Origin of the sequence: Anaeroplasma bactoclasticum (genome assembly GCF_003550015.1) — a bacterium.
Classification (GTDB): Bacteria; Bacillota_I; Bacilli_A; order Acholeplasmatales; family Anaeroplasmataceae; genus Anaeroplasma; species Anaeroplasma bactoclasticum.
The window spans coordinates 26,930-34,782 of record NZ_QXEV01000018.1; the positions used below are offsets into that span (position 1 = coordinate 26,930).

Annotated in this window: 7 protein-coding genes, 1 pseudogene and 2 riboswitches; of the genes and pseudogenes, 1 reads left to right on the forward strand and 7 read right to left on the reverse strand. The window is 30.3% G+C overall.

The genetic code is table 11. The features are described 5' to 3' along the window. Positions 1 to 39 precede the first annotated feature (39 nt). The 3 genes from fmt to EI71_RS07235 all read right to left on the reverse strand — a co-directional run bounded on the left by fmt (position 40) and on the right by EI71_RS07235 (position 4,835). Positions 40 to 960 carry a methionyl-tRNA formyltransferase gene (fmt, locus tag EI71_RS07225; RefSeq protein ID WP_119016587.1) on the reverse strand — a complete coding sequence of 307 codons (921 nt, stop codon included), beginning with the start codon at positions 958 to 960 and terminating at the stop codon, positions 40 to 42. A 6-nt stretch (positions 961 to 966) separates the two neighbouring features. Beyond that, complete coding sequence (gene priA / locus EI71_RS07230; protein WP_162849862.1) at positions 967 to 3,294, reverse strand: primosomal protein N'; 2,328 nt, start codon at positions 3,292 to 3,294, stop codon at positions 967 to 969. A 49-nt stretch (positions 3,295 to 3,343) separates the two neighbouring features. Beyond that, a riboswitch (SAM riboswitch) is annotated at positions 3,344 to 3,444 on the reverse strand. Positions 3,445 to 3,533: 89 nt separating this feature from the next. Then, positions 3,534 to 4,835, reverse strand: a complete 1,302-nt coding sequence (locus tag EI71_RS07235) for a folate family ECF transporter S component (protein ID WP_119016589.1) — start codon at positions 4,833 to 4,835, stop codon at positions 3,534 to 3,536. A 42-nt stretch (positions 4,836 to 4,877) separates the two neighbouring features. Further along, positions 4,878 to 4,971, reverse strand: a riboswitch (THF riboswitch). A gap of 131 nt (positions 4,972 to 5,102) precedes the next feature. On the opposite strand from EI71_RS07235, the gene EI71_RS07240 reads away from it, so the two are divergent. Further along, on the forward strand, positions 5,103 to 5,813 hold the full coding sequence (locus EI71_RS07240; protein WP_119016590.1) for a formate/nitrite transporter family protein: 711 nt from the start codon (positions 5,103 to 5,105) through the stop codon (positions 5,811 to 5,813). A gap of 30 nt (positions 5,814 to 5,843) precedes the next feature. Here EI71_RS07240 and EI71_RS07245 read toward each other — a convergent pair whose 3' ends face one another. The 4 genes and pseudogenes from EI71_RS07245 to EI71_RS07260 all read right to left on the reverse strand — a co-directional run. Continuing rightward, the gene (locus EI71_RS07245; protein WP_119016591.1) at positions 5,844 to 6,194 is read right to left on the reverse strand and encodes a hypothetical protein; all 351 of its coding nucleotides are present in this window, start codon (positions 6,192 to 6,194) and stop codon (positions 5,844 to 5,846) included. A gap of 2 nt (positions 6,195 to 6,196) precedes the next feature. Continuing rightward, positions 6,197 to 7,015 carry a DUF4097 family beta strand repeat-containing protein gene (locus EI71_RS07250; RefSeq protein WP_119016592.1) on the reverse strand — a complete coding sequence of 273 codons (819 nt, stop codon included), beginning with the start codon at positions 7,013 to 7,015 and terminating at the stop codon, positions 6,197 to 6,199. Next, positions 7,015 to 7,383, reverse strand: coding sequence for a DUF2089 domain-containing protein (locus EI71_RS07255; protein ID WP_119016593.1), 369 nt, complete (start codon positions 7,381 to 7,383; stop codon positions 7,015 to 7,017). Before EI71_RS07255 ends, EI71_RS07250 begins: the two co-directional genes overlap by 1 nt. 272 nt (positions 7,384 to 7,655) lie before the next feature. Then, a pseudogene (locus tag EI71_RS07260) lies at positions 7,656 to 7,853 on the reverse strand (group II intron reverse transcriptase/maturase); the annotation flags it as partial.

Consider the following 7,853-nt stretch of genomic DNA (forward strand, 5'->3'; position numbering starts at 1 on the left):
ATATCACCTCGCTTACAAATTTTATCATAAATTAGATAATTATTCACTAAGAATAACATCACCTAGGGTGAAAATTTTTTGTCCGTTAGAAAAATCCTTACCAGAAGTTATCTTTTTACCTGGCATTAAGACTGAATCTAGAGTAATTGCACCATCTAATGTCTTTAAGGTAATTCCCTTCTTTATAGATAATACAGTACCTGGCGCTTCATTACCTTTATAATCAAGGATAGAAACCTTAAATACCTTAAGCTTAATATCCTTAACCTTTAAATAAGCCCCTGGCTCTAGTGCTAGTCCTCTTACTTGGTTAAATATATCTAAAGATTTTCTATTTAGATGAATCTCTTCTTCTTCAGGTGAAATATTTGCTGAATAGGTAGCCAAAGAATCATCCTGAGGAATACCTAGATTTTTCCCATCATAAATATCTGGTAGGGTTTTAAGTAATAAATCCTTACCCATTATAGATAGCTTTTCAAATAAAGTTGTTGAATTATCTTCTTCTTTAATTACATATTCTTCCATGGAATAGATTTTTCCACCATCTAGCTTTTTAGCCATTTCCATAATGGTTACACCAGTTTTTTCATCTCCATTCATCAAGCATCTTTGAATTGGAGCTCCACCTCTATGGTATGGAAGTAAGGAACCATGAACATTTACTTTAACCTTAAAGCCATTTAATAATTTAGATGGTAAATACTGCCCATAGGCTGCAGTAATAAGTGTATCTGCACCGATAGATAATATTTCATCTATAGAATCCTTAATGGATTCTGGTTGAATCAATTTTAAATTTAATTCATGAGCTTTACTTGCAACTGGAGTATCTATAAATACTCCTTTTTTCTTTACTCTATTTGGCTGAGATACAACTAAAGCTATTTCATAATTTTGATATAGTCCCTCTAAGATAGGAACTGCAAATTCTGGAGTACCCAAAAATACAATTTTCATTTATAATCACTTCCTTGTAATGGATATTGTAATATCCTTATTGTTTTGATATAAAGGATAAATATATTGTATTTTATCTAATACTATATCTTCTTTAGCCTGTACTAGAATAACATAATGATATAAATCCTTCTTTTTAAATATATAAGCCTCTGTAGGACCTAATATTATAGAATTAATAGAAACACCTCTTAAAGCATTCGCTATATGAATTGCTTCTTTTTTTGTTTCACCTAAATTCTTTCCAATGACTTCTATTTCAATTGGCTCTGAAAAAGGTGGCATCGAGGATGCTTTTCTAAATAGGATTTCTTTTTTATAGAAGCCTTCATAATCATGGTTTTTTGCACATTCAATGACATAATTATTTGGATCATAGGTTTGAATGATGACCTTACCATCTTTTTTGGCTCTACCAGCTCTACCTGCTACCTGTTCAATTAGATTGAATGCAACCTGGTTGGCATCGAAGGTAGGATAGTGTAGTGCAATATCTGCATTCGCAACTCCAACTAAGGTTACATTTTCAAAATCTAATCCCTTTGTAACCATTTGAGTACCAACTAAAATATCTGCCTTGTGCTCTTTAAATTCATGGTAGATATTTTCATAATCCTCCATTTTAGCTACCGTATCGGTATCAAGCCTTAATACCTTAGCCTCAGGTAATATATTCTTAACAGCCTCATAAAGCTTTTCTGTACCACTACCGACATATCTAATTTTATCTGAACCACACTTTTCACATTTCATTACATTTGAAATTTGATATCCACAGTAATGACATTTAAGAGTATTCGTCTTCCCATGATAGGTTAAGGAAATATCACAGTGAGGACACTTAACTACCTCGCCACAGTTTCTACACTGTACGAAGGAGGAATAGCCTCTTCGATTTAAAAATAGAATCGACTGCTCATGATTTCTATAGCACTTAATGATTTCTTCTTTTAAGATATTAGATAGGGGTGTTCTATTCCCATTTTTTAATTCTTCTCGTAAATCAACAACAATAGATTTTGGAAGTTCACGCCCATTAGCTCTTTTTGGTAAGGATAATAATTCATATTCTCCATGAATTGCTCTAAAATAATCCTCGGCATTTGGAGTTGCACTACCTAAAACTAAAGGACAGTTATACGTATGAGATCTTATTTTAGCTAAATCTATTGCACTATATTTTGGATTATTACTTTGCCTATAGCTTGCCTCATGGCATTCATCTACAATAATAATACCTAAATTCTTAAGTGGAGCAAATATTGCAGATCTTGCACCAACTACTATTTTAACATCTCCATTTAGAATTCTTTTCCACTGTTCATATTTTTCAGAAATAGTTAATCTTGAATGTAATACAGCAATATTTTCTTTAAATCTAGCATAAAAGATAGCTGTAATTTGAGGTGTTAAGCTTATTTCAGGTACAAGCATTAATGCTTCTTTACCACTATGAATAGAATCCTTTATCCACCTCATATATAATTCTGTTTTACCAGAACCAGTAACACCATGAAGTAAATATGTTTTTTCATTTCCAAGTTTTAAAGAATGATAAACATCCTCTTGCATACGATTTAAGGATACTTCCTTATCAATATAATTCTTGATATCCTCTTCTGGTTCTATTTCTTTTTTATAAAGGTCAATAAATCCATTTTTAGCTAATGTATCTATTACATTTTTACTATAGCCTGAATCATTCATTAATGAATTTATATCTATATCTTCATTAATCTCTTCTAAATAAGAAAGTAAATCCATTCCTTTTTTAGAGCTTGGTATACCAACCTTCTCACTATTGAAATGAACATAGGTGATATATTTTTCTTTTCTTACTCTTTTAATTCTAGAATCAATAACTAAATTACCTAATTTTATTTCCTTAAATAAAATAGGTTCTAATTCCTTTGGAATAGTATTAAAAGATATTTCCTTTTTTGTTTTAAAATGCTTTTGTAAGGATTCATCTAAACTATTAGTAACCCATTTAATTGTCTTTTCGTATTTCATTCTTAAGGCTTGTGGAATCATGGTTTCTAAGCTTGTTGCATAAAAGGAAAAATCATGAATAGAAATATATTCTGCTAACTTAATAAATTCTTCATTTAATACAGGCTTTAAATCAATCGCTTCATCGATTTCTTTTAAACCTCTTGTAACCTCTGTAGATTCTTTAGTTTTTAGAATATAGCCTGTTCTTTTTAATTTTCCAAAGGGTACCTTTACTCTACAGCCAACATGCAAAATTCCTTCTAGGTAGGTAGGAATTATGTAATCAAAGCTTTTATTGACTTGTTTGTTTTTAATATCAATGATGACTTCTGCAAACATAAATTTACCTCCTTTAGAAATTTAAAAGCCATCCCACAAGGATGGCATAAAATCATAATTTATTGCCATCATTCAAGCTTTAGCACCTTTCCTTTAAGGGAGGTTGCTTGGTAGTCATGGAGCTTGTCTCTCGTACCATCTTTATGACATAATCATTATACATTTAATTTTATTAAATTACAACCAAAAGTTATATAAATGGAATTTATAGAAATAGTACATTCTATAAATTTAGTTCATTAAAAGAATGAGATGTTTTCCGCAATTTTAGGATTGATTAAATTCATCGCACTCATAGGTACAGTAACTGCCTTTAATACAAAATATAATAATAAGCTTTGAGGTAATAAATATACTAAATTTTTAGGTAAGCTTATTCCTATCATATAAGCATACATGGCATCCCCTGATAATCCATAGACGAATGCTCTACAGAAGGATCCTATAATTACATTACATACAAAATTCACTATTACTCTTGCAAGTAAAACTCTAGAGAATGTAATATGTGTTTTATAAAAGCACATACCATATGTGAAGCATGCAAGCATTGCTTGGAAGGTATAGCCAATAAAGAATGTTCCATCTGGCATTACTAAATAACCAATAACATCGCTTAATGCACCAATAAGTAAGGATGGGATAGGTCCATACATCATACAAGCTATAGCTAAGAATAAATAGCCGAATCCAATACCTAAATCAGAAAATCCGGATGGGATTCTTAAGAATTTAGATATAATTACTAAGCCAAGTAATAATGCAATGGTTACTAGGCTTTTTACATTCTTAAATGCTTCTAGAGATTTTTTAAAATAGCTTAAATGGAATGGTGTTCTATAAATTTCATCATTATCATATTCATGAACAACTTCCATATCATATTTACCAATAAATAATAAACAGAATGCAATTCCAAAAATTAAGCCAACACCAAGTCCAATAGCTCCTGCAATAATCATTGCCTTTGTTTCTACTTCTGTTGAATTTAAATTTCCATTACTATCTAAGGAATATTGATTATAATAATCATTATCAAATATAGTAGTTATTCCTAATACTTCATTTCCTTTAGAATTTGTATATGTATAATTTGCATTATATTCATCAATAATTGTTTGATCTAATGACATTAAAACTAAATGCTTCAAGAATCCTCTTGCGATAGCATCTGAATACTCATTATTATCTCCACTCACATTAAATGAAGATTTATATACAGTGATTGTATATCCCGTTTCATTATCTCCATCAATAGTTAAACCAGATAATTCTACTAATTGGTAGGTTGTTTTGCCATTCTTTACAGATAATTTAGAGCCTGTATACCAGCTTGTAGTAACTTCCTTTGTTTTTTTGATTGCATCTTCTGAAATAATCGCTTTTGTATCTACTACTACAGGATCTTTATATCTAAATGAAAAAGATACAGTATTATGGAATGCATAATGAGCTACCAATATACCAATTAAAAGTCCAATAGCTAGGAATACAACATCAATCATTATTCCTTTTTTTAAGCATAATAAAATTTTTTTCATAAATAAAAGGCCTCCTAAATAGAGAGCCCACTATACATAATATACAGCGGACGCGCAGAATTACCGCCACTAAAAGTGTTCGTCCATACCCAACATCCCGTGATATGGCACTTAACGCAATTTCTGCTACTCTGTTCTTTACGAAATAAAGTATAGTATAGTTCATTTTTATTTTCAAGATGTTTTTATTTTTTTCATATCTCACTTTCAAAGAAAGCGTGTTATAATGAAATTAATTTATATTTCATTTAAAAAGAGGATATATTTATGAAGCGATACCTATACATTACAGTAAGTTCTTTATTGTCTGGCTTTTTTATTACTATAGGAGCAACAGTTTACTTATCCTGCTTAAAGGCTGGCCAAGGCGAATTAAGTGCCAAAATTTGGGGAGCAGTCTTCTTTGGAATTGGGCTCTTCTCTATCATCCAGTGGCATACTTGGCTTTATACAGGTAAGGTTGGAAACACACTAAGTAAAAAGCCATCTTATTTAATCGATTTATTGATATGCTGTATAGTAAATATACTTGCAGTTATAGCCTTAAGTGCTCTTATTTCAGCATCAACAATAGGTCAAGGATTAAAGGATACTGCCTTAAATATAGTTAATGCAAAACAAGAGGCGCCATGGTATTCTATTTTAATCACATCCTTTGGATGTGGAATCATGATTTATATTGCAGTTAAGGGGCATGAGGTATGTCCATATCCATTTGGAAAAGTAATCATCTGCTTCTTCGCAGTAGCTGTATTTATCCTTTGTGGATTTGATCATGTTATCGCAAACGCATCCTATTATACCTATGCAGGATATATCGATTGGAAGACCATTTTATACTTCATCATTATGGCAATAGGTAATGGATTAGGTTCCATCTTCTTTGATGGTTTATTAAAGCTTCAAAATTATTTAAGACCAAAAGAAAATCAAGATTCAAAACAAGAAAGAATTGAAGAGGCTGAAGATAAAAAGTAAAAAAGCTCATTGAAGAGCTTTTTTTCTTTATTATAATACTTCTATTCTTTCGCTTTTTTCTTCATCTATTACTTCACATTTATTCTTATTTCTTTTTCTATGAATTGATCCAAAGAAAATGTAATAAACTGGAATTGTTAAGAAGATTACCCATAGTGGATGCCACATTCCAAGTGTAATACCTAAGGTAATGTAAGTTGCTAATACAGCAATTGGATATGCCTTAAAGATAAAATTCTTACTTAGGATATCTGGAATGATTAATATTGAAAAGAATACTACCCAAGTTGGATGCCAAACTCCTGTTGTAAATCCAATAGTTAAGAATGCAATAGTTGCCAAAAATGGTGTTGCTGCAATAATTTTTCCTCTAATTCCCATAATTAAAACTCCTTCATTTTATCATCAAAATTTTTATACTTTGTTTCATTTATTTTAATAGAACCTGAAATTGAACTTGACTTCACCTTCATTGTTCTTGAAGCCTCTTTAATATCGATATCTCCAGATACGCTAGATGAATTTAATTCATCTGCATAAAGCTTTTCAATTTCGATATCTCCAGATACTGTAGATACTTCAATTCTTGTCGTTGTGATTTCATCAATTTCAAAATCGCCACTTACTACATGAATTTTAATTTCTCTTGATGCAATTCTTTTAAGCTCGGAATCTCCAGATACCATTTCGATTGTTAAATACTCACTATCTAAATCAATATCGGAATTGATATCTCCTGATACTGTAGATAAATGTGTTTTACCTAAGGATAATCCTTGTGGTAAGGCAACTGTAATAGTTCCTGGTCTTCTTCTATTTAAGCCAAAGAATTTTTTATTGATATAAGAAACACTAATTTCTTTATCTGTTTTACTTATCTCATAAGAATTCTCATCAATGTTTTCAAAATAAACATGTACTTCATTATCCTTAGATCTTTCAAATTCTACATTATCAGTAACTGTAGATACATTTAATTTTAAGTTCCCAAAGCTTTCCTTATATTCATATCTAGTTTCTGTTTTATATAGATTTACAATCTCATCAACAGACCCTAGCATATTTTCAATTTCTTCTTCACTTAAGCCTGACTCTAAACCAAAGTCATATCTTTTAGAATACTTGTTAACAATTTCAGAAACATTACTAACATTTTCAGCCCTTAGCTTTTCTTCTAATTCATTTAAAAAACTATCTTTCATTATAACTCACCTAATATCCTTTCTGCATCTTCAAATGTAATTTCACCATTTCTTAATTTTCTTTTTGTTTCTTCTCTTAAATCCTCTTCATTAGTTTCTACAGTCTTCATATTTAATGCATTACATAATTCCTCTATATTCTTTTTCACTGTAGGATAAGAAATACCAAGCTCCTTTTCAATAGCTTTAATATTTCCTTGATTTTTAATAAATACTAATGCGAAGTCTAATTTGTCCTTAGATAAATAATCAAAGGGGTTTAAGGTGAAATCTCCTGTGATTTCTGTATCACAATGATTACATCTTAATGTTTTTACTACTAGCTTGTCATGACAAATGGGGCAATACCCAATAATACTTTTCTTCATCTTATCACCCTTTCATCTATTATTTTAATCATAAAATTTATTTTTTCAATAGGTATGTTTAATTTTTTTAATCTTATTGTTAATTTTTTTAATATTTATATGTTTTTATTATACAAAGACGTATATATTGTCTGGTTTTTGGACAAATAGTATTAATTTTTTTAATGTTGTGCTTAATAATAGGGTAGAGGAAAGAAAATAATTCTTTGCCCCTCCCGTTGCACCGTACATACGGGTCTCGTATACGGCGCTACATTTATATTATTCACAAACTACTTTAGGTAGTACAATAGAGGATTGACCAAACCCGGCCTATTCCTCTTTTTGTTTGGCTTAGAAAGTAAATCAGCACTAATTAAATAGTTAACAATCTTTGTACCACATTGTCTATACCAACCTAGTCTTGTATTGGCTACTGAATATATTTCTTCATCAGTGAAGCCACAATTATAGGCTTTATTTACCTTCAT